Source organism: Paenibacillus sp. CFBP 13594, assembly GCF_014842675.1.
Taxonomy (GTDB): Bacteria; Bacillota; Bacilli; order Paenibacillales; family Paenibacillaceae; genus Paenibacillus; species Paenibacillus amylolyticus_B.
Genome location: NZ_JACYVQ010000001.1, coordinates 453,999 through 475,344, shown reverse-complemented (window position 1 = coordinate 475,344; position 21,346 = coordinate 453,999). Strand labels below are relative to the sequence as shown.

General features: G+C 45.4%; 18 protein-coding genes. 1 reads left to right on the top strand and 17 read right to left on the bottom strand.

Annotated elements, in window-relative coordinates; translation table 11 throughout:
* Window positions 1-31: 31 nt before the first annotated feature.
* The 15 genes from IFU39_RS02280 to metH all read right to left on the bottom strand — a co-directional run bounded on the left by IFU39_RS02280 (window position 32) and on the right by metH (window position 18,084).
* Window positions 32-2,098: a hypothetical protein gene (locus tag IFU39_RS02280; RefSeq protein ID WP_105599117.1), complete on the bottom strand. Its 2,067-nt coding sequence runs from the start codon at window positions 2,096-2,098 to the stop codon at window positions 32-34.
* Window positions 2,088-3,914: an ATPase, T2SS/T4P/T4SS family gene (locus tag IFU39_RS02275; RefSeq protein ID WP_149846715.1), complete on the bottom strand. Its 1,827-nt coding sequence runs from the start codon at window positions 3,912-3,914 to the stop codon at window positions 2,088-2,090. Before IFU39_RS02275 ends, IFU39_RS02280 begins: the two co-directional genes overlap by 11 nt.
* Window positions 3,915-3,921: 7 nt before the next feature.
* Window positions 3,922-4,752, bottom strand: coding sequence for a hypothetical protein (locus IFU39_RS02270; RefSeq protein WP_105599234.1), 831 nt, complete (start codon window positions 4,750-4,752; stop codon window positions 3,922-3,924).
* Window positions 4,749-5,462 (bottom strand): hypothetical protein, encoded by a 714-nt coding sequence (locus tag IFU39_RS02265; RefSeq protein ID WP_149846716.1) that lies wholly within the window; start codon window positions 5,460-5,462, stop codon window positions 4,749-4,751. The genes IFU39_RS02270 and IFU39_RS02265 overlap by 4 nt, the downstream gene beginning before the upstream one ends.
* A gap of 75 nt (window positions 5,463-5,537) precedes the next feature.
* Window positions 5,538-6,557, bottom strand: coding sequence for an SAF domain-containing protein (locus IFU39_RS02260; RefSeq protein WP_105599236.1), 1,020 nt, complete (start codon window positions 6,555-6,557; stop codon window positions 5,538-5,540).
* A 26-nt stretch (window positions 6,558-6,583) separates the two neighbouring features.
* A complete protein-coding gene (locus tag IFU39_RS02255) occupies window positions 6,584-8,062 on the bottom strand; it encodes a serine/threonine protein kinase (protein ID WP_105599237.1) in 1,479 nt (492 codons plus the stop codon).
* 226 nt (window positions 8,063-8,288) lie between these two features.
* A complete protein-coding gene (locus tag IFU39_RS02250) occupies window positions 8,289-9,338 on the bottom strand; it encodes an SAM-dependent methyltransferase (RefSeq protein ID WP_105599238.1) in 1,050 nt (349 codons plus the stop codon).
* A 6-nt stretch (window positions 9,339-9,344) separates the two neighbouring features.
* Window positions 9,345-10,118 carry an ABC transporter ATP-binding protein gene (locus tag IFU39_RS02245; RefSeq protein WP_091020766.1) on the bottom strand — a complete coding sequence of 258 codons (774 nt, stop codon included), beginning with the start codon at window positions 10,116-10,118 and terminating at the stop codon, window positions 9,345-9,347.
* 2 nt (window positions 10,119-10,120) lie between these two features.
* Complete coding sequence (locus IFU39_RS02240) at window positions 10,121-10,438, bottom strand: thioredoxin family protein (protein WP_091020717.1); 318 nt, start codon at window positions 10,436-10,438, stop codon at window positions 10,121-10,123.
* Entirely contained in the window at window positions 10,438-10,776 is a 339-nt protein-coding gene (locus IFU39_RS02235) for a cyclic-phosphate processing receiver domain-containing protein (RefSeq protein WP_017688046.1), read from the bottom strand. Before IFU39_RS02235 ends, IFU39_RS02240 begins: the two co-directional genes overlap by 1 nt.
* 19 nt (window positions 10,777-10,795) lie before the next feature.
* On the bottom strand, window positions 10,796-11,644 hold the full coding sequence (locus tag IFU39_RS02230; protein WP_192131080.1) for a deoxyribonuclease IV: 849 nt from the start codon (window positions 11,642-11,644) through the stop codon (window positions 10,796-10,798).
* Window positions 11,634-12,455, bottom strand: a complete 822-nt coding sequence (locus tag IFU39_RS02225; protein WP_192131079.1) for an Fpg/Nei family DNA glycosylase — start codon at window positions 12,453-12,455, stop codon at window positions 11,634-11,636. Before IFU39_RS02225 ends, IFU39_RS02230 begins: the two co-directional genes overlap by 11 nt.
* Window positions 12,456-12,461: 6 nt before the next feature.
* Complete coding sequence (locus tag IFU39_RS02220; protein WP_091020714.1) at window positions 12,462-13,271, bottom strand: TIGR01457 family HAD-type hydrolase; 810 nt, start codon at window positions 13,269-13,271, stop codon at window positions 12,462-12,464.
* Window positions 13,272-13,627: 356 nt separating this feature from the next.
* Window positions 13,628-14,566, bottom strand: coding sequence for a ribonuclease Z (gene rnz, locus IFU39_RS02215; protein WP_192131077.1), 939 nt, complete (start codon window positions 14,564-14,566; stop codon window positions 13,628-13,630).
* 77 nt (window positions 14,567-14,643) lie between these two features.
* The gene (gene metH, locus IFU39_RS02210; protein WP_192131075.1) at window positions 14,644-18,084 is read right to left on the bottom strand and encodes a methionine synthase; all 3,441 of its coding nucleotides are present in this window, start codon (window positions 18,082-18,084) and stop codon (window positions 14,644-14,646) included.
* 179 nt (window positions 18,085-18,263) lie between these two features.
* On the opposite strand from metH, the gene IFU39_RS02205 reads away from it, so the two are divergent.
* Window positions 18,264-18,809 carry a cupin domain-containing protein gene (locus tag IFU39_RS02205; protein WP_047843398.1) on the top strand — a complete coding sequence of 182 codons (546 nt, stop codon included), beginning with the start codon at window positions 18,264-18,266 and terminating at the stop codon, window positions 18,807-18,809.
* A 96-nt stretch (window positions 18,810-18,905) separates the two neighbouring features.
* Here the strand turns inward: IFU39_RS02205 and IFU39_RS02200 are convergent, their stop codons facing one another.
* Both IFU39_RS02200 and IFU39_RS02195 read right to left on the bottom strand, forming a co-directional pair.
* Complete coding sequence (locus IFU39_RS02200; protein ID WP_091020712.1) at window positions 18,906-19,580, bottom strand: GntR family transcriptional regulator; 675 nt, start codon at window positions 19,578-19,580, stop codon at window positions 18,906-18,908.
* 102 nt (window positions 19,581-19,682) lie between these two features.
* On the bottom strand, window positions 19,683-21,317 hold the full coding sequence (locus IFU39_RS02195; protein ID WP_091020711.1) for an ABC transporter substrate-binding protein: 1,635 nt from the start codon (window positions 21,315-21,317) through the stop codon (window positions 19,683-19,685).
* Between the last annotated feature and the right edge of the window lie 29 nt (window positions 21,318-21,346).

Sequence of the window (21,346 nt, the reverse complement as noted above, 5' to 3'; positions counted from 1 at the left end):
TTATTTCAGACTGTCACACAGATGAATTGTGCTAAAGTTTCTGAATTTGTTCATAATAAATGTTCATCTGCAAGAAGCTCATACCAACCAATGGAATGACAAGGTACAAAAAGATTAGGGCATACATAGGAGTAAATCCGATGGTTCTCCCCCATGATGCTTTGACATCAATCATCTTGCTGTACTCTTGCTTTCGTTGTTCAAAATAGAATGCCATCATGCTCTCAAGATCATCGAAGGCTTCACGTATTGAGATTTTGCCAAGGGCAAGCTGTAATTTATCAACCAGTCGCTGGAACTCGGGCAAGCCCGCCTCTTCCTTTAATTGTTCAAGTGCAAGCTCTGGACCATGTTCAAAATGCAACAAACATTTTTGCAGCGGACGCTTGAAAATGACGGCAAATCGATTAAGCCATTCCAATATCTCCTCGACGGACATTCGGTCCATCTCACGCAAAATGGATATCACTGTCTGGAATTGATAGATTTCATGTCGCATATCCAACCTTCGCATTTTCCGTTGAAATAACATGAGCCATACAGGCATGTAATACCCTGTTACACCCATAAGAATGGCTATAATCATCTCCCACCAGCGTACATATTGTTTGTTATACACCTCAAGTTTCTGCATAATGCGCGTGATGGTCTCATTCTGGGCATCATGGTCTAACTGAACTGGAGATAACTGCTGTAATGCTTTGGAGACTTCTTCGTATGTAGCTCCTCGGTTCATTTCTACACTTGCCAACACGGATTGATCTAACGCTGTTTTTTCCTCAGCTTTCCTGAGATCCGCTTCAGCCATTGCACCAAACATTCGATCATCTCGGATCGGATCATACAAGATGTGGTTCCGTTCAACCTGGTGCAACAGCAAGATGCAACCCATTGTAAGGACCAAACAACCTGCGAATAACATCACTCGTCGAATGGCAAACCATTCGTATTTCAACTCTGAGCTGCTCTCCCTCATGAGCCGTATCGTTTGACTGTACTGTGCACTGCCAGGTTTCGCTGCAAACAACATCGCCAATTTCCGTATGAAGGTCTGCCTGTACAGAAACTGATCCAACCATGAATGCTTATGCCCTGACCGGTAAGGTGTCTCATCGTATTGCTGGAGCCTTTGCAGAAGCAAATAAGCAAGGATGATGATGACATAGATTGATATTTTGGTAATAAAACCAATTTTGCTGCGATAAAATTCATCCATCGTTGGAAAACTGACTCTGGCCCAGCGTTCGATCGGAGCGGTGAATAATACCGGAGCGAGCGCGATGATATTAAGTCCTTTGAGCAGGTAATCCAATTTATCACGCCGCAAAATCTCCAGATGAATCTCCTGAGTCAGGTTACCCAGTCCTTTAAGATAAATAGAGCCTTGTGCTCTGTCCTTATCCCCAAACTCCATGACCATATAGGAAACGCCGGCGAATCCTTTGAGAAAACGGTTGGGAGCCACTTCATAATAACGCTCAAGTGCTTCATTCGGATCTGGAGAAGTTAGAGCTTCGTAGATCAGTCTTACTTGTTCTGCTGCTTCTCCCGTACCTGCTTCAGCGGCTTCATAGAGCGCTTCCTCAACCATGCCATGCTGGTGATACCGATGCCTTACATCTGCAAAGAGATCCAACATCTGCACCAGCAACCTTTTTTCCATACGACTGAGGCACATATCCAATACCAGGCTGTTTAGTACCACAGCACAGAGTACGGAAAGTATTACAAAAGCGATACCCGGCTGCAGAAGAAACAGAATGACACTTATGCCTCCATAACCTCCAAGAATAATCAGAACCACTGTCATCGTCAGCCTGCGAAGTGAAGGCTCATCCCCAACATGGCGGAATGAAATACGTTTCTGCACCTGTAGAATATAAGCTGATAGCAGTGGCACTTTCATTCCAAGACGGTAGGACTGCAACAAGATTGATCCCAGTCCCTTAAATCCCTTCCCGCTAGGAGCAAAAATCACGCCGGATTGACTTGTTGAACCACCTCCTCTATGACGTAACATACTTAAAACCAGAAGTGTGATCAGCAAACCTCCTGCACAAATACTTAATACGAGGAGCAAAATCCATTTAATTGTCATGCTGATCACCCCAGTGTTGCTTCATAAACTGTTCAAACTTCTCGGCATCCTGTAATGTCATCTGTTCTCGCATATCCACCATGCTTCCAGAGGAGATTGGAGCTGTTGCAACATACTCTCCATCTCTGTACTCCACAACATTATGAAATGTAAAACCTGCCCTCTCTTCCACGCTATCACCTTGATTCGCACGAGGAAGACACTCCGTAATTCGTTCGATATATCTTCGTCCCTCAGCATCTTTCTTCATATGAACATCAAAGTTAATTACACTCACAACCTGCTCCTCAGCAATATGCTCATGCTGGAACATACCTGTCTTGAGCAAGGAATTACGGAGGGAGAAGACCAGATCACGAAACGTTTTGGCATGGTGGGTAAACAGGGTGAACAGACTGGCAACCTGAGACATTTGAATCATCCATGCGGCCACCTCATCACTCGCAACTTCACCGAGAATATTGACGGTACCATCCGTTTTTTTCTGCAAATCAAGCCCTTGTTGACCTGAAATGTGTTCAGTCTCTCGGAAACTCAAAATATTACGTCGGCTATAGATCCGTCTTAATTGAAGTTCAAACGCCATCTCCTGCACCCGAAGGGTGTACGATGCATAGATGTGTTTGACCATAGCCATAAGCAGCGTCGTTTTGCCAGAACCCTGTGCTCCGGTTACAGCTGTGATCCGACTTCCTTTCATCAAATATTGAAGCAATATAATTGGCAGATCTGCGTTGTTACCCGTAATCAACTGTTCAAGTGAAGCATTCGGGATATCGAACTTCCTAACGAAGAACGCCCACGATTCTGCGAAAGGAGGTCTAACAACTACGACACGGGAGCCGTCTTTCATCTCGTTCACCTTGTAGCCACTTGCTTCCGACAACTGTCCGGGATAATTGTATTTGTATATATTCTGGCATACCCTTTTCAGTTCACGAATACTGCCGAAGGACAGAAAGGATAGATGAATGGACTTACCTTTATAGAAAATCCAGACACTTTCCATGCCGCTAAGCGGTTCTACATGTGTAGCATCCTCCAGTCCCTGATCCAGCAAATCATTCCATGATGCCGGTTTTCGAAGTCCCATATTATGAACAGCATCAAGCATACCGCTAACACCACCACTAACGCCGTCAATACGTTGGTCCCTTATCTCATCAACAACCGAGAATCCTTTATAATGCTGATAGATACGTTGCACGATGATATCCGTCTTTTCTCTGAATCCAAGCTCTCGATATTCGCACTCGAAAACATAGTGAATGTCTTCCTCGGAAATATAATAACTCCCTCCGTCCTCCGTACCTTCCTCCATTCTCAGCCTTCCCAGATCGTAGGTATCAATCATTCGGGAGAGTGCATCCACACCGAATTGCTGTCGGTACAGATAAAACACAATTTCGAATCGGTCCTGAATCGTCAACAAATCTGGTTCTGCAAACAAAATAACTTCATCTACATTGGATTTGTTCAGCCCTATGCTTCGGGTCAGGAGATCCCCTATCAGATTTTTGACATACGTTTTGTCGCTGATACTGCCTGAGACACAGCCCTTCAGTGCTTTTCTCATCTCGGCACGTTGATTAATTCTTCGACGATATTCTTCTTCATGCAGACCCGCATCCGCGAGCTGACTATGACTAAGCTCATGAAGTGAGTTCTTCACCTTCTCAATCAACATGTCAATCGTGAAAGATTCCTGTTCAGGAACACGAGCATTCTTTTCACGAAGAAACGTTCTATACTTGAACCAGATATAAGTCAGGCACAGAATCAAAATCAAACTTATCCATATGGTATTCCAGAGCATCGGAGGTTCAGGCTCCCCTTTCCAGCCTCTTCAGAACTGTGCGCATACCTGCACCGTCCATAATCAGGCGAGCGAGTTCGCTCATGCTTGCAGCAAAACTCCCTTTACGAATATCCTTATCCTCAGTCAAACTTTCCAACTGCAAATATCTAGCAACATCTCGCCGATTCATTGCATCCAGGTATCCGGTTGTGTACGGTATCGCAGATATCGTGCCTTTGTATCTGAACTGGCGCCGAATATTGGAAAGCGTTGCACGGGAATGCAAATCGTATTTGTTAATTACAACATGTATATTCTTATTGTTCATTCGTTCTGGCAGGATCTCTTCAAAGAACAACTCCAGATTTCGCATATTTTGATCGAGATTAATGACAACATAGTCCGCTTGTTGCAGCTTGAGCTGTGAGTCAACACCAGCATGATCCGCATCCAGAAGAACCAGATCATAATACTCGTTAGCTACATTTAGCAGCTTTTTCACAGTCTCACCATGTTCCTGCGGGGAACGTTCCATCTCATCAGTTCTTCCGGTTAGGAAATCAAGTCTTTCCTTCAGAAGTGGCTTGGTATAATCCCTGAGATTGTGCTTATTCAGACTTCCGCTCGAATGCAGCCGTTCAATCGCATCCCAGCCACCCTCTTCGAAGGAGAACATAAAATCCTCTGAATCCGTATCTTTGGACGGTAGAGCAGCTTCTGTGCCAGTTCCGGCGAGGCCTGCATTAACAAGTAACACTCTTGTCCTGTAGTGAAGCGCCATCGCATAAGCACTAATTAATGTGCTCGAAGTGCAACCTGTTCCTGCAAAAGGGCTCCAAAAGGTAATGGTGCTCATGCTCTCATCCTCTCTGCTTCTTTCATCGCACGGCGACTGCGAACACTTTCCCAACCTGTTAACTGCTCGACCACGCGACACAACGAATTTTTGTAATTTCGTGACAAAGGTCCAAGATGAACTCGGCGATGATGCTCATTCTCAAGCTTAACCGCAGCTGTTAACTCATCCCACGGAAGCACTAAGGATTCTCCTGTCCATACAAACGGACTGCCCTCCAGATACGCCCACAGATAACGAGCTTCAAGCTTGCAGTCAACCCCGTTAATTAAGATCCGCTGAAATGACAGCTCACCAGGTAATGATTGTTCTTCAAGCAACCGCTTCAACCAGCCCTTGCCACGTTCCAGATTGTAACGCTCATAATCACTCACCCAGACTCTTACATCAGCATTCAGCCAGAGATTACGGGAAGCAAAGTGTGAGGTCTCCATGTCATATAACACATAGTCATAACTGTCTAATCGCTCTCCATTTACTTCAAGATGATTCTCTACAGCTGCTGAAGTGACAAAATGACAAGCGATATCAAATCCTTCAAATTCCGTAATTCGCAAAGACTGCTTACTGTCACCTACACCGTACCCATACTTCTGTTGTAAGGTTCCATCTACGAGCAAGACCTTGTTGCCTGTCGAAGCCAATATCTTGCATAGATATAACATCAGATCATTTTTCTCACATAAACCCGCAAAGATCCATGTATGCATAGATGTTACAACTCCTTTCTTATTCCAAAACTCCTTGTTATCTGAATTATTCTAAAGTAAACCTCGGATTTCGCTCTATTCTCCACCCGTTAGCAAGCGCTGCTGTTCTGTTTGTAAAGCTTCAGCAGGATCATTTATGCTTCCAGAATTAGCTCCTGCTCCGTTTCCTGAACCATCATTCCACATCACTCCATCCGACGTTGCCGGATTATTTGATGATGGACGACTGTTATATGTAACTGAGGATTGTGCCACATCCTGTTCAACCCCTTTTGATGGTGCTGTCATGGAGGCGGCCAGTGAACTTTCAAGCGAACTTCGCACCTGTCTGGATAACTCCTGCTCGGCTCGTCGAACAATATTCGGATCACTCTCCAGCAGTTTTAATACTTCTGAATTGGCAGGATACGTCGCGATTGCAGGTGTCTGAAACTGTGGTTCTACATAGGTTAAGGCATAGATTGAAGCTTTATGTAAATAGGCATCTACAATTGCACTTGAGAGTGACAGAATCTCTTCCTCCGTCATCGTAATCCATAAGGTAGCTGCATTAAGTCGTTCCACTTTTTTCTTCGATAAGAGAACATAGTCCTGTCCGGTAGGGAATTGGATACGAACATCAATAATATCTCCCTTAACAAGGGAGGACGGCAGTAATACAACTTGCAGCTCTCGATTTCTTAAATCGGGCGGAGCCGGTGTATCCTCATACACCATCTCAGTGGTAATGGCTGTTCCTTTTTTTAACTCTATTTTGGCCACTTGGCCTTCCATCTGCTTAGTACTGGACCAGAGATTTCGCGGTGCTTGTGCATCCGGAACAGCAATGAGCTTCAGATCCTCCGGTAATATCGGTTCACCTGCTTCAATATCCCGAATCGTAATCCATCCTTGTGCTCCCGAATCCCATTGTTGCTTTAATTCAGCTTCCTTTTCCTCATATGCCGATAAATAACGGGCTTCTACGGCTGACTTGACATCACTCATCGTTTTGACATTGTAGATAACATATCCTCCGAACACCAACCCTACAGCTCCTGCTCCGATAAGTCCGGCATAGATCAGTTGACGGCTTTGTTTTCTTAATTTAGACAAAAGAGGCTCTCCTTTCGTAATCTCTTCTAATCATGTACTTTCCTTCGTGAAAAGAACGAACGTTTCTTGGGCTGCTGTGCCATCATGTGCGTTAAAATATGAGAAAACACTTTATCCATCTGTGCGTCCTTGTCAAAAGGGTCAATATGTAACGGCAGCCCATATACACTCGATGTATCCAGAGCTTTCCGAATGCGCTGAACTGCTTCACTTGCTGCCAGAGGCAGACAATATATCCATTTCTCTCGTGGATACCGATGATGTGTTCGAACAAAAGCACCAATCTCCGCCTGTCTCCATTCGGCACCTGAGCCTATAACAATAGGCAGATCTGCACGCAGGAATTCTTCAAGCCGGTTCTGGTCCTGACCACTACCAAGATCCATCACGATGAATTGATAACTCCCCCCAAGCAAAGACAAAATATCCGCTCGCCCGGATTGTTTCCAATAATGCACACCATCCACTGCAAACTGTCTGCCTGCTGGCACCGGTTTACCCGCTTGAGCGATTTGTTGAATCCTTGCAAAGGATTGAGAGCGAGGTGACATTTCTATCACAGCTACTTTGAAGTTTTGCCTTTCGAGATAATGACTGATAGCTATAGCCGTGTGGGTAACCCCTACACCAGATGAAGCACCAGTCAGGGCAATAACTCTTGTTCCCCCATTCAATGTCATCGTTGCATCTCCACCGGGCATTGTTCCGCCGGGTATTCGGAGCAGTTCCTTCCTTACCTCATCGGCAGATTGGAATCGCTCCTCGGCATTATACCTTAACAGTCTTCTCGCCACAGGGATGTATGTCCTCGGAACATCACTCCGGATAGAGCTTTCTACACCCTGAATCCATTCCGTATACGCCCCACTTGTCATAAGATACAGCAGCAATGCTCCGAGTCCATATAGATCTGAACGCGCATCGGTCTGACCCGAGCCATATTGTTCTGGAGCGGCAAAACCAACGGTTCCCAACTTAACGGTATCTTCAGCATTGTGCGGTTTGTAACTTCTGGCGATGCCAAAATCAATTAATCTTACTTCATGTTCCGGGGTGATCATGATATTTGATGGTTTCAGATCCCTATAGATCACAGGTGGATTCAGATTATGCAAATAACTCAACACATCCAGCAATTGAAGTACAAGCTCAGTCAATTGCTCCATCGGGATCTTCCCACGACACTGCTTGAAATACTCACTGAGCGTTAACCCGTCGATGTATTCCATCACCAAGTATGTGTACCCGTCTTCATCCGGGACAAAAAAATCAACAATTTGCGGCAATCTTGGATGGCAAAGTGATGTCAGAAGAGCGGCTTCCGTCTCCATACTGCCTTCATATGGCATAATCGTTACGCTTTCTTTAATTGCCCATATCTTGCCCGGCAACTTCAGATCCTCCGCCTCGTATACATGGCTCATTCCGCCTGTTCCCAGAATGGATACGATACGATATCTACCTCCCAGCAGGCTTCCGCGTTCCAGCCTGGCCGGATGTCTCATACCAATTCCTCCTTCAATACACAACAAAAAAGGGAAAGCTTCACCGAAGAAGAACAGACCGGATATCCGGTTTCGTTCACTTCGGGATGCTTTCCCTCAGGTTTGTTATGGTTAATATTGGTATCATTATAGTACAGGCAGGAATAGATTGTAAAGCACAAAATTTAATGTGCTTTATCGAATCAATTTCATAATACCCTAACTGCTTTAATCAAGGCTAGATCTCTTAATATTTGACCATATAAAGTGTAATCTCTTCCCGGTTATGGAACAACTGCTTGGAACGTTGAATCTGCATCCGCGAACGCTCAAACGTATCGATAACATCCTTAATAAGTGCGAGCGGTTTTTTATGCAATAACTTCACGGTAACAATCGCTGTTCCCCCAGGCTGAAGGCTATATAGAAGATCCGACACAAGTCGGCTCATCAGCTTCGGACTCCAACTCATATCACATACGAGCAGATCGAACTCTCCTTCGCGGAAGCGCACATCCCCTGCATTTTTCTTCAAAAAAGTTAGTTTTGGTGATGCCAGCAGCGTTGCGTCCATCTTCGCCGGATCTACCGCCGTTACTTCAAGCCCACGTTCAAGCAGGAAGGAGGTCCATCCACCTGGTGCTGCACCGATATCAAGTGCCTTATGAAATGAAGTAAAGTCAATGCCAAACGTTTGCTCGGCTTCAAGCAATTTGAACTTAGCACGCGAGATCTGCCCATCTTCTTTTTGAAAACGTACGGCTCCCCCGCTCCAGTCTGACAGGTTCTGTTCAGGTCTGGATATGCCAGCATACAACATATCATTCGCAGCAAATACAGAAATGACATATTCAGCATCACGTACAACCCACTCACAGCCTAGCTCATCCAGCTTTTCAGTTAGCAGTTGCTTCAATGAGGCTGCATTTTCTTGCCAAAAGGACCCTTCTGTCTTCCGCACCTGCAGCACGACAGGGGTACCGGTCAGTTCCTTATGATTCAACACAAATGCAATCAATTTCTCAATAGACTTCTCCGAATCTTCTGTATTCTCCTGAAACTGAACAGGTTGAATATGACGTAAAAACGTTGGATACTCTGCCCACAGCTTATCTGCAACTTCTTCCTCCGCTACAGGCAGACCCGCAAGCAGTATTTCTCCTGGTACGAGTACCGTGCTCTTCACCGCTCCAAACGTACGGCGCAACTCTTCCTGAGCATAAGGGGCAAAGCCATGATTGGCCGTGCAGATAAAACGGGAGAAGTTGCCTTCTTCCCAAGACGATTGTGTACTCAAATTGTGTTACCCTCCAGAACGTACGCGTATCCACGGACGACCATTATCCCACTGGATATCGACCGGAACATCGTACGTATGCTTAATTGTATCTTGTGTCAAAACTTCATACTTGGGGCCAGCTGCCGCGATACGTCCATCGCGGATCAAGGCCACATGCGTAAATAAAGGTACGATCTCTTCAACATGATGTGTTACATACACAACTGTAATGTTACGCTGGCGCAGACGATCAATCTCAGCCAGCATTTTCTCACGTTCATATAAGTCTAGTCCGGCACAAGGCTCGTCCATAATCAGCAATTTGGGCTCAGCCATTAATGAACGAGCAAGCATGACTTTTTTGCGCTCCCCTTGGGATAACGTTCCAAGCGGGTTGTTGGCCAAGTTGGCAAAGCCCATGTCATCTAACAAACTCATTGCCTTTGCTTTTACTTCATCAGGAATGGTCTGATAAAAACGCAAAAAAGCATAAGCTCCTGTAGCGACGACTTCCCATACCGGATCTCTGGGTGTGAGTTTCTCAATCAACGTTTGGCTGATATAACCGATTTCCTTACGTACTTCCCTGACGTCACATTGCCCATACAGATTACCGAGTACTTCAATACGTCCCTGGCTTGGAAACATATATCCGTTCATCATCTCCAACAACGTTGTTTTGCCAGAACCATTCCGACCCAGAATAACCCAATGTTCGCCTTGTTCAATGTGCAAATGTACGTTATCCAAAATCTGATTCTCTTCTCGTCTAAGTGAGACATGTTCCATCGAGATTATACTCATTTCAGCACCACCTTCCGGATCTCCGAGAGCAAATGCTCCACAGAGCTCATCCGATAAACCATTTTTGGAACATCTTGTTGGCCATCAAAAAGCATCACTGCTGGAACGCTTGAAATTTGAAATTGTTGTACAAGTTCAGGAATATCATGAATGTTCATTTCAGATAAAATACCTTCTGGCAGCATGTGCTCAACGACCTCTAACATACGCCGTGCTGCCGCACATGTCCCACATAAAGGGGTATATATAAATACAGCCTGTGGCATGCCTTCCCATACACTACGCATTAACATTTTGGATGTAATTGGCTTCATTAACTTTCTTCTCCCGCAGCAACACGCAGCATGACCTCACCCGTCATTGGTCCATTATGAATGGTTACCGAATCCGGTTTATTGCTATATAACATCTCGTACATCTGGCGTTTCCCAAACATACTGGACGTATGCAAATAGATCTCGCGCGGAAATAAACCTTCTCGTACAATAGATGCTGCGACCTCACCGCCATTGGGCGAATCTGGACCAAGCTCATAATCCAGAGACAAAATGTCCACGTCACCTTCTCTTAGCAGCATCAGGCACTCTTCTGCATTCGTTGCCAGAACAAAACCTTTCGGACATGCCCGATAGTCATCCAAAAAAACATGCATACAATCGCTCCTCTCCCCATTATAGCCAGGAACGCATGAGCGCTATATCATCACGGTGCGTTCCATCTTCGCCCGTTTCTGTCTCGAGCACAACAACCGCATTTTGGAACTCAGGCGCCTTTAACAATGCTTTCATTGATTCATTTCCTATATATCCCTGTCCGATCCTTGCATGTCTATCCTTAGACAAACCAGATGCATATTTGGAATCATTAAAATGTATAGCAGCAACATTATCCCAGTATCCGAGCACCCTGCCTTGATCGAGCATCTCCGATTCGTTACCTGACGACCACATACCTGAAGCAAAAGCATGGCATGTGTCAAAACAAAATGCAATATGCTCCGGATATCGGCTTAATTGGCGAATCTGTATCATTTCTTCCATTGTCGTGCCCATCGGGCCATGATCACCTGCCTGATTCTCAAGCAGCACCTTCGAATGACCATTCCAATTCTCCAAGGCGGTATCCAGACAATGAATGAGGTTCTGATAACCCTCCAGCGGATCGTTTGTTTTGATATGTCCAAAATGGACCACCGTCCCAACAGAACCGCAAGCATTCGAAATTTCAAGATCATTGCGAATAGAAGCTATTGTGGCATGAAACCCCGCCTCTCCACGGGTCATGCCCAACGCCGGATTCGTAGGATAGGGTGAATGGGCAATCGAAGCAAGTCCCTGCTGTTCACACCAATCCCTGCACTGCTCAGCATCCTTGAGGTCCAGACTTTTCAGGCTGAGACTACGCGGGTTCTTCGGAAAATACTGAAACGCCGTAGCCCCCATCGCATGTGCTCTTTTGGCTGCCTGAAGAAATCCGCCTCTGGTGCTGACATGTGCCCCGATTCCGGTTTTAGGCTTCATGCTGGCATTTCGGACAGAAGAATGCCTTCTTGCCCGTAATTTCCACTCGTTCAATTGTTCCCCCGCAGCGCGGACAAGTCTCGCCTTCCCGATCGTATACGCGACATCGCTCGTCAAAACTTCCTGTCTTCGTATCCCCTTGCATCAGTGGCATTTCCATATAGCCACCCTCAGAAGCTGCTTCACGCAACACGGACTGCATCGAATGGAACAAGCGCTCCGTCAACTCTGGTGAAGTCGCGATGTTCTGCGTTTTGGAGCTTGGTCTCAGACCGGCAGCAAAAGCAATCTCATCCGAATAACAATTGCCGATCCCCGCAATAATATGTTGGTTTACCAATGTTGTCTTAAGTGTACCCCGACGACCTTTCAACAGAGAAGCAAAACGTTCCACGTTCATCCGTCGATCCAAAGGTTCAGGTCCAAGATCAGACATCGCCTCTTCGGTTTCTTTCGAAGTAAGCAGATGTAAATAACCCAAGCGCAGTCCAATAAAGAACAAAATGTGATCGCCAAACTGGATTTCCACTTGTGTGGAACGATCAGGGCGTTCCTCTTCCGTGCCCCAGAAAATCATACCGCCCAACATGAGATGCAGCACCAAACGTTTGCCATTAGCCAAGTGGAAAATCAGATGCTTCGCGCGGCGCTCAACAAATATGATGCGATTACCTGTAAGTTCATTGATAAACAGATCAGGCTCCGTATTTATCGTTTTATCGCGGTTAATTACAACACCTGTAATCAGTAGATCAAGTATTTCCTCGGACAGCAAGGTCCGGTAATTTTCCATTTCCGGCAGTTCCGGCATCGTACATTACCCCTTTTTGGAAGCTTGGTCTGCCTCTTGCGACAGCCACTCCATCAATTTATGCAAATCTTCAAACACATGATCAGGTCGAGCCTTCGCTGCTTGAATGTGTCCATCCATATTATCCCGGGTTGTCACACCGGTAAGTACCAACAGCGTCTCACACCCTGCTGCCACTCCAGCTGCAATATCGGTTCGCATATTATCTCCGATCACTGCCACTTCATGAGACGCCAGGTTTAGCCGGCTAATGGCCGACTTCATTATAACACTCGATGGCTTGCCTATGACTGTAGGATGAACTCCGGTCGCAGCTTCAATTGCTGCTCCAATAGTCCCCGCTCCAGGTGTCAGTCCATCATCGGAAGGAAGCTGCAGATCCGGGTTGGTCATGATGAATTTTGATCCCGCATTAATCCACCTTAGCGCCTTGGTCAGTTTATGATAGGAAAATTCACGATCAATCCCCTGTATCACGTAATCTGGTGCATCTTCCGTCAGCTGAAGTCCTGCTTCTTCTATGGCTTCCAGCAGTCCTGCTTCTCCAATACATGCCACTTTTGCACCCGGGGACTCTTCAGCAACATATTCAGCCGCCGCCACAGCAGAAGTACATACTTGAGACGCGTCGGCAGGTATGCCCATCCCGTTCAAATGATCTGCCACACCTTGTGGTGTACGGGAAGAATTATTTGTTACGAATAAATACGGCTTTCCTAGCTCTTGCAGTGTTCGAATAAGCTGATCGGCTCCTTCGATACGATGTCTGCCATGATAGAGCGTACCATCCAAGTCAATCAGATAGGCCTTAATCACACACAGCACTTCCTTTCTTCATTCCATTAACGTTTCATGTCCTTAATCATTTACCTCGAACTTGAACGCGAACCTATGTATTCAGGCAAAAAATAATGGCTTGCTGGCATATGCACGCAACAAGTCGAACCGGATCGAACACCGACGGTTTAACTCGCGCGTCTTCTGTACAAGCTTGTCATTTCCTGCGCTTTCCCGGAAAATAATTTGAATCATTTCCCTCTTCATATTGCCCATCCTACACGCTTTCTGGCCAGATTGCAAAAGGGACCGCGGGAGTTCCTCTCCCTCAGTCCCGTGCAATTACCCGGATCTTTATATGACATGTTTAACCGTGAACTGGTTCGCAATCAGGGTTAAGATTCTTGCTTGCGATGCACGACAGGAATAAGCTGGTGTTCGTTTGCAAGTCTGGTATTCGGGAATACGGACTGCGCCTCTTCCAAAAGTGGCTGAAGTTGATCCTCATCCTTATAGCGTGAACTGAAGTGAGTCATGATTAGTTGCCCTACATTTGCTGCTCTAGCCGCTTCTGCCGCTTGTTTAGATGTACTATGATAGTACTCATGCGCTGTATCAGCCAAGTCATGCATGAATGTAGCTTCATGCACAAGTACATCTGCATTGATGGAAAGTGGCTGTACGTTGTCACATGGACGTGTATCACCCAATATGGTGATAACCATGCCTCGTTTTGGCGCTCCCAATACATCTTCTGGACGAAGCGTATCACCGTTATCCAGCGTAATGGTTTCTCCACGTTTCAGCCGGCCGAACAATGGGCCTGGTTTCAAACCGTATTCCGCCAGTTTGGCTGGGTCCAGGCTTCCTGGACGATCTTTTTCCGTAATCCGGTATCCATAGCTGTCAATCCGATGCTCAAGCAAAGCAGCTTCCACGATAAAACTGTCATCCTCGAACAGGACGCCGCCCGTATGTTCCACGATATTCAAATCATAGTTAACCCGGGATTGGCTAAGCTCCATTGTTGTACTGATCATTCGTTCCGTACCTGGCGGACCATATACGGTTAATGGTGTGGTGCCACCTTGATAGGCTCTGCTTGAAAGCAGTCCTGGAAGTCCAAATACATGATCACCATGCAGGTGAGTAATGAATATTTTCTCCAATTTACTTAGTTTAAGCGGAGAACTTAATATCTGGTGCTGCGTTCCTTCCCCGCAGTCAAACAACCACAAAGCTCTGCGCTCATCCAACATGCGTAGCCCAATGGAAGTTACATTCCGTTGAAGCGTAGGTACACCAGCATTAGTTCCCAGGAAATATAGTTCCATTCTGGATCGCACCTCTTTCTGTTGCCAGCAAAAAACCTCCGACAATGCGGAGGGCTTTGCCTGACACTCTACTGAATTTATGCCTTCTCTACATTAAAATACTTAGCTTGCGGATGGCTGAATACCATCGCTGATACGGAAGCTTCAGGTTCCATCATGAAACCTTCCGTCAATTCCACACCGATATCCTCAGGCTGCAGCAACTTGAACAGCGGTCCTTGGTCTTCCAGATCCGGACAAGCTGGATATCCAAAAGATACCCTGATCCCTTGATAACGTGCACCGTGACGTTGCTTCATGGTCATCTGGGCAGAATCCGGGAATCCCCAGATATCTCTCATCATATGATGCACACGTTCAGCTAATCCCTCTGCTACTTCAAGCGCTACGGATTGCAGAGCATGCGAGCGAAGATAATCCCCTTGATCTTTCCACGCCGTGGATAGTTCACGTACACCGTGTCCGGCCGTAACAACCATGAAACCAACGTAATCCATCTGACCAGATTCAACAGGTTTCAGGAAGTCGGACAGGCACAGGAACGGCTCGACTTTTTGACGTGGGAACGTAAAAGTATGCAAAATATTGCTGGTGTCCTTTGGATCATAGATGATGACGCTATTACCACTGGACTGAGCCGGGAAGAAACGATACATGGCATGCGCCTGAATAATCCCGTCACGAACAGCCTCTTGCATGATATCATCCACGACTGCTTTCAGGTTAGTAGCCTTCTTATCACCTGAAGCAAGCAGTTGTTCTACTGAACCGCGCAACCCCAGATGATGTCCAAGCAACATCTGCATGTTCACATATGGCAAGATATGTGATAATGGGTAGTTACGCATCGTATGCCGCTCCAGATCAGGCGGGACAAGAACCGGGTTATCTACAGCGATATCCGAACGTTCCACTCGCGTAAGGGCTGGAAGAGTCTGAACAGCTACAGCACTTGAAGCATCAGCTTCTTTTTCTGCTTCCATCTCCAGTTGCATCGCTTCACGTGAAACGGGGTTCATCAATTTGTTCGCCAGATCCAGACCGTCCATCGCGTCTTTAGCGTATACAACCATTCCGTTATATTCAGGACGAATGCGATTTTTGGTGAATTTACGTGTTAGCGCCGCTCCACCAACCATAATAGGCACATCAATACCTGCTGTTCGCAAATCCTGAGCGGTAAGAATCATCTGTTGCGCTGATTTTACCAATAGCCCCGAGAGGCCGATAGCATCGACTTTTTCTTCTCGGTACGCCTCAATGATACGTTCTGGTGGTACTTTTATACCCAAATTAATGATCTGGTAACCGTTATTGGACAGGATGATCTCAACCAGGTTTTTACCGATGTCATGCACATCGCCCTTGACAGTGGCCAGAATGATCTTGCCTTTAACCGAAGTCTCGTTCTTCTCCATGAATTGCTCCAGATATGCTACAGAAGCCTTCATAACCTCCGCACTCTGCAACACCTCAGCTACAATTAACTCATTGTTGTTAAAGAGACGACCTACTTCCTCCATCCCCCGCATCAGTGGACCGTTAATCACTTGAAGTGCTGTGTATTTGGCAAGTGCTTGTTCGAGATCTGGCAACAATCCTTCTTTACTTCCTTCTACTACATATGAAGCGAGACGCTCTTCTAATGAAAGGTTCGAGATTTTTTCCTTCTTCTCAACCTTCTTGTTACGGAACGCCGCTACGAACGCCGCCAAAGTTTCATCATTTGTGTTATATAAAAGCTCTTCCGAGAGCCTGCGTTCTTCTTCTGGAATGGACGCATAACGCTCCAGTTTCTCTGTGTTCACGATGGCATAGTCGAGACCTGCTTTGGTACATTCATACAAGAATACAGAGTTCAGCACTTCACGACCTGCTTCAGGCAGTCCGAATGAAATGTTACTGATCCCGAGTATCGTATGACATTCAGGCATCGCTTCCTTAATCACTCTTATACCTTCAATAGTTTCTTTGGCTGAGCCGATGTACTGTTCATCTCCCGTACCTACCGGGAACACCAACGTATCAAAAATGAGGTCTTCTGGTTTGAGACCATATTTATTCACCAGCAAATCGTAAGAGCGCTTGGCTACGTCAAGCTTGTCTTCTCGACTAATCGCCTGACCCCGTTCGTCAATCGTTCCGACAACTACCGCACCACCATATTTATGAAGCAACGGCGTAATCAGCTCAAATTTCTCTTCGCCATCCTCAAGGTTAATGGAGTTAATTATCGCTTTACCTTGTGAGTACTGAAGGGCCAGATCAATTACTGAAGCATCTGTCGTATCAATCATGAGAGGAACCTTCACTTTTTTTACAACCAATTCAAGGAACTTCACCATGTCTTCAGACTCTTCGCGGTCCGGATCTTGTACACACACGTCAACAATGTGCGCTCCATTTTTCACTTGAGCACGTGCAATTTCCGAAGCTTCTTCATATTTACCTTCTACAATGAGTCGTTTGAATTTCCGTGATCCCAGCACGTTCGTACGCTCACCAACCATGTATGGACGATTGTCCTGTTCAATGTAGATTGGTTCTATACCAGACAATGCCGGTGGATGTGTTCCGTTCATTTCTCTTGGGGGGTACTGGGCAAGTGTATCGCGCATCGCCCGAATATGTGCAGGGGTTGTCCCGCAACATCCACCAGCAATATTCAACCAGCCCTGTTCGGCAAAAGCACCAATCTTCTGTGCAAGCGAGTCTGGTGACTCATGGTAATTACCGTTCTCATCCGGAAGACCCGCGTTCGGGTAACAACTAACGGCAACCGATGCCATTCCGGAAAGCGAGCGAATGTGATCACGCATGAACTCAGGACCCGTAGCACAGTTTAGTCCTACCGAAATTGGGTTAAGGTGTTCTAAGGATATATAAAAGGATTCGATGTTCTGACCCGCAAGAGTCGTTCCCATCGGTTCTATCGTTCCTGATATCATCAGGGGCAGTGTAACACCACTCTGTTTGAAGGCCTGCTGAATTCCAATGCTGCCTGCTTTTACATTGAGGGTATCCTGTGAGGTTTCGAGTAGTAGCGCATCAACGCCTCCCTCTATTAAAGCAAGCGCTTGCTCCAAATAACTGTCGATAAGTTCCTGGAAGGTTACTCCCCCAGTTACAGACAGTGTTTTGGTTGTTGGTCCCATCGCACCTACCACATAACGTGGAGATTCCGGTGTAGAGAAACGATCAACCGCAGCTTTCGCAATTCTGGCTGCTTCCAGGTTGATCTCACGTGCCCGATCCTGAATATCGTATTCAGCAAGCACAACGGATGTGGCACCAAATGTATTGGTTTCAATTAAGTCGGCGCCAGCCTCCAGATATTCTTCATGAACGCGCTGGATGAGCTCTGGACGAGTAAGCACCAACATTTCATTACATCCATCCAAATCATCGCCGCCAAAATCTTCGCCAGTCAGATCAACTTGTTGAATCATGGTCCCCATTGCACCGTCGAGGATTAATATTCGTTGTTTTAATGCATCGTGTAGACTAATCTTATCCAATATCTTCACCCCCGCAAAACGTTAAATCTTAGTTTAACAGAAACTAACTTAATGTGAAAGATCGGGTTTGGTCCCGAAAGATGGCGGGTTTGCACGAATATGAACGGAATTTGAGAATCGACAAAAACAAAGCAATCCGATATAATTCAATTAAACCAAGTGGAAAAGAGGGAAAGAACATGGCTGAAATTGTTATCCGAAATACGAACGAACGCATCACTGGTGACGAAAATGTTCGAAATTTCTTGAACAAATACGAAGTATTATATGAGAAGTGGGACGCATCCAAACTGAACACTGATCTGCAAAATAACTTTGGATTAACTGATGAACAGAAAACCGAGGTTTTGGAAACTTACGATTATGAAATCAGAGATTTGGCTGCACGTCGCGGATACCAGATCTGGGATGTCATCACGCTGTCCGAACAAACACCAGATATCGAAGAAAAGCTGGCCAAGTTCGAAGAGATCCACACCCACGCTGAAGATGAGATCCGTGCAATTGTCGCTGGTAAAGGAATCTTTGTTATCAAAGCTACAGATGATGTGGGCTACTTTAATGTAGAACTGTCTCCTGGAGACGTTATCTCTGTACCTGAGAATACACCGCACTTCTTCACTTTAATGGAGAACAAACAAATAATTGCTGTACGTCTGTTCATCGAAAAAGATGGCTGGATTGCAGATCCATACCCTGATCCTACTTTTATCAAACAAGCCTAACACTCTCGTGTTACAACTTGCTTAACCAAAACCCCTGTTCAATTGAACAGGGGTTTTCGCTTATTCATATGGAGAGTAGTATACAACATCGGTGCATTATATAAAATAATGCGGGTATTTCGCCTTAATCGATTCCTGTTCAATAACAACTAGTCTAAGGTGAGCTTCCATCACCTGAACAGCTTGCTCGGTCTGACGTTCTGTGATAAGACGATAAATCTCTTTGTGCTGGGAGATAATGACCTCCAGGTTGGAGTCTTCCGCTAGACGTAATAAACGCAACCGATTAAACGGAATATTCAGTTGTTGCAACATTTTCCATGTTCTCAGCTTACCCGTGCCCTGGAACAAAATCTGATGAAACTCTTCATCCAGTTCAAAAAGCCGATAGAAATTGTTTTTCCCTATACAGACTTCCTGCATTGCAATGTTGGTTTCAAGTCGAAATCTGAACTCTTCAGGAAAAGAAACACAAGCCAAAGTCACGATTTCCTTCTCCATCTTCTCCCGCATAAACCTGCCTTCTTCCACATGCTCCAGATTAATATGAGAGACGATCGTCCCACTCTGGGGAATAATGTCCAGCAGTTCTTCTTCAGCAAGCTTCATAAATGCTTCTCTCACGGGTGTTCTGCTCACCTGCAGTTCATCTGCAATCTCTTTCTCCGAAATCTTCGTACCCGGCTTAAGTTCCAGATGAAGAATCCGTTCTTTTAACAGGTTATATGAATATGCCCGGGTCGAGCCTCTAATTTTTTGATTAAGTGACATGCCTAGACCTCTTTCTATCAGCCGTATTCATTCATCTTAGCACAAATTACCGTTCCACTTATATATCGGTGTGAAACGGTAATCTGGCCAGCATCAACTATATTATTGCTTGTTTTCTTTGTAGGCTTTGTACGTATCATTTGCCAGTTTCAGATAATTAGATAACCCTTGACTATCCAGCTCTTTGGCAAACATATCGAATTCAGACAAGTCCCGCTCACCCAAGATAAATTTAAGCGTATTTTGATCCGAATAATCTTTCAGTGGTGTACTCAGAAGCGTCACCCGTTCACGGTCCTCAGAAGAGTAAGGAATCGGTGGTTCTGCCGGGATCACTTCCTTGGTATCCTTCATGTCTTGTTGGAATTTCAACTCTTCTTCACTAAACATCGATTGCAGCAGATCTGTGGTACCACCATAGGCAAATACTCCACCAGAGAAACCAAAGTCAATACGCAGATCTTTCGTTCCTTTCGGATTCAAGCCATTGTAGTTCACGTCTTCTACCAATTTACGTGTTCCGCCCTCTTTGGTAAATGTTTCGCCTTCAACGCCCCATTTGGCGAACTCTTGACCCTCATCGCTGTAGTATAACCAATCAATAAATTGCATAATAGCTTTGAAGTTTTCGCTTTTTTGAATTTTTCCGGATATCATAACACCGTTTTCAAGTCTGGAGCCAGACATTAATTGCCCTTTTGGTCCACCAGGTACTGTAATCTTTGCAACTGAGTATTTACCTTCTCCCAGCGTTTTGTTCATATCATTTCGGTGCAGCACCACCGTTTGGGAATTACCATTAATCATGAATGATTTGCCGGATACAAATTTCTGTACAGCCTGATCATCATCCTGTGTGAAACTTTCTTTGTCCAGCAATCCTTCGGATACCAACTTGTTAAAGTACGTTAGCATCTCTTTGTATTCTGGTGTTGTAGCCGTGTACACAAATTGATCCTGATCTTCCTTATACGTCAATCCGTTACCAAAACCCCATCCAGCCTTGGTACCAAAGCCGGTAGCTGCAATACCTAATGTGCTATTAAATTTGAAACGGTCCGAGAACGGAACGGAATCCGGGTACAGCTCTTTGAGTTTCTTTGCTGCGTCATACAGTTCATCCCATGTGGTTGGGATAGCAATGTTATTTTCTTCAAAAACATCTGTTCTTACGATTAATGTATAATCTGGCCATACTTCTTCATGCAGACCCGGGAGTACATAATACTTGCCATCTTCCTGTCGAAGTCCTTCGATTTCTTCTTCCAATCCCCATTTTTCCACTTTATCCTTGAAGTTGGGCATCAAATCAATATAATCACTAACGGGCAGAATCGCACCGGAGGATACAAAAGCAGATTCTTCACCAGGATAGGTCTTTGGAATAACCAGCGGTGCATCACCAGAACTGATTAGAAGAGATCTCTTCTGAGAATAGTCACTCATAGGAACAATCGTTGGCTCAAGTGTAACACCAGTCATTTCAGTCAACTTTTTGAAAAGCAACCAGTCTTTTTTGTACGGATAGGTAGGTTGATCACTATACAGTATCGATAGATTAAACGGCTCAGTCGCCTTGAATGTATCCCCTACATTGTACGTCTCCATCGCTGCCTTGGTTTGAACTTCTGTGACGTCACCTCCAGCTCCAGTACCGCTACTACATGCTGCCAGAACAACGGTCATCATTGATGCCAACACCATTTTACCAACAAACTTACGTGGTTTTTGATTCATTTAGGTTATCCCCCTGAATTTGGTTTAGT

What these genes read in the sequence shown, in the direction of transcription:
- rnz (WP_192131077.1), bottom strand. Translation starts at nt 14,566, where the DNA reads ATGGAACTATATTTCCTGGGAACTAATGCTGGTGTACCTACGCTTCAA.
- IFU39_RS02225 (WP_192131079.1), bottom strand. Translation starts at nt 12,455, where the DNA reads ATGCCGGAACTGCCGGAAATGGAAAATTACCGGACCTTGCTGTCCGAG.
- IFU39_RS02240 (WP_091020717.1), bottom strand. Translation starts at nt 10,438, where the DNA reads ATGAAGCCAATTACATCCAAAATGTTAATGCGTAGTGTATGGGAAGGC.
- IFU39_RS02275 (WP_149846715.1), bottom strand. Translation starts at nt 3,914, where the DNA reads ATGCTCTGGAATACCATATGGATAAGTTTGATTTTGATTCTGTGCCTG.
- IFU39_RS02200 (WP_091020712.1), bottom strand. Translation starts at nt 19,580, where the DNA reads ATGTCACTTAATCAAAAAATTAGAGGCTCGACCCGGGCATATTCATAT.
- IFU39_RS02195 (WP_091020711.1), bottom strand. Translation starts at nt 21,317, where the DNA reads ATGAATCAAAAACCACGTAAGTTTGTTGGTAAAATGGTGTTGGCATCA.
- IFU39_RS02230 (WP_192131080.1), bottom strand. Translation starts at nt 11,644, where the DNA reads ATGAAGCCTAAAACCGGAATCGGGGCACATGTCAGCACCAGAGGCGGA.
- IFU39_RS02280 (WP_105599117.1), bottom strand. Translation starts at nt 2,098, where the DNA reads ATGACAATTAAATGGATTTTGCTCCTCGTATTAAGTATTTGTGCAGGA.
- IFU39_RS02265 (WP_149846716.1), bottom strand. Translation starts at nt 5,462, where the DNA reads ATGCATACATGGATCTTTGCGGGTTTATGTGAGAAAAATGATCTGATG.
- IFU39_RS02205 (WP_047843398.1), top strand. Translation starts at nt 18,264, where the DNA reads ATGGCTGAAATTGTTATCCGAAATACGAACGAACGCATCACTGGTGAC.
- IFU39_RS02255 (WP_105599237.1), bottom strand. Translation starts at nt 8,062, where the DNA reads ATGAGACATCCGGCCAGGCTGGAACGCGGAAGCCTGCTGGGAGGTAGA.
- IFU39_RS02270 (WP_105599234.1), bottom strand. Translation starts at nt 4,752, where the DNA reads ATGAGCACCATTACCTTTTGGAGCCCTTTTGCAGGAACAGGTTGCACT.
- IFU39_RS02235 (WP_017688046.1), bottom strand. Translation starts at nt 10,776, where the DNA reads ATGCATGTTTTTTTGGATGACTATCGGGCATGTCCGAAAGGTTTTGTT.